Annotated in this window: 1 protein-coding gene; it reads left to right on the top strand. The window is 64.6% G+C overall.

What is annotated here, in order from left to right; all coding sequences use genetic code 11:
* Positions 1-69 precede the first annotated feature (69 nt).
* Positions 70-489 (top strand): DUF6597 domain-containing transcriptional factor (locus EOC06_RS44205; protein ID WP_368773614.1); only part of this gene is annotated, 420 nt, incomplete at its 3' end.

The following is a 489-nucleotide window of genomic DNA, read 5'->3' as shown; positions in this document are numbered from 1 at the left end:
GGCCAAAAGCCGGGCGCTTTTGATTCCGGCCCCGGGTCTGCTAGATTTGACTTGGCGCAAGGATGGCCGATGCCAGTCGAGATGCAACCCCAGCAAGAGCAGGACCGGTCCGTCGCCGGGCGGTTCGAGATGCGCCGGCGCCTGCCGGATCCTCGACTTCAGGGCATTGTGTCGGACATTTGCGGCTATCGCGAAATGACGCCCGGCCATATGCGCAACGTCGAATACGCGTCCCTCACCGTGCCGCTGGTCTTCAACTTCGCTGAACCATTCGCCATCGGCCTCGGCAAGGCGCCCGGCGACAATGACCGCTTCGCCAGTTTCGCCGCCGGCCTCTTTGCCGGACCGGTGGTGATCGAATCATTCGGCGGCGCCTGCTGCGTCCAGGTCAACTTCACGCCGCTTGGCGCACGCCGTTTCTTCCGCCTGCCGATGAGCGAACTGGCCGACAGCATGGTCGTCCTCGACGACGTGCTTGGCGCGCAAGGC

Origin of the sequence: Mesorhizobium sp. M7A.F.Ca.MR.362.00.0.0 (assembly GCF_004023175.1) — a bacterium.
GTDB lineage: Bacteria > Pseudomonadota > Alphaproteobacteria > Rhizobiales > Rhizobiaceae > Mesorhizobium.
Note: the sequence above shows the minus strand (reverse complement) of the source record. Positions and strands in the feature narration are given on the sequence as shown.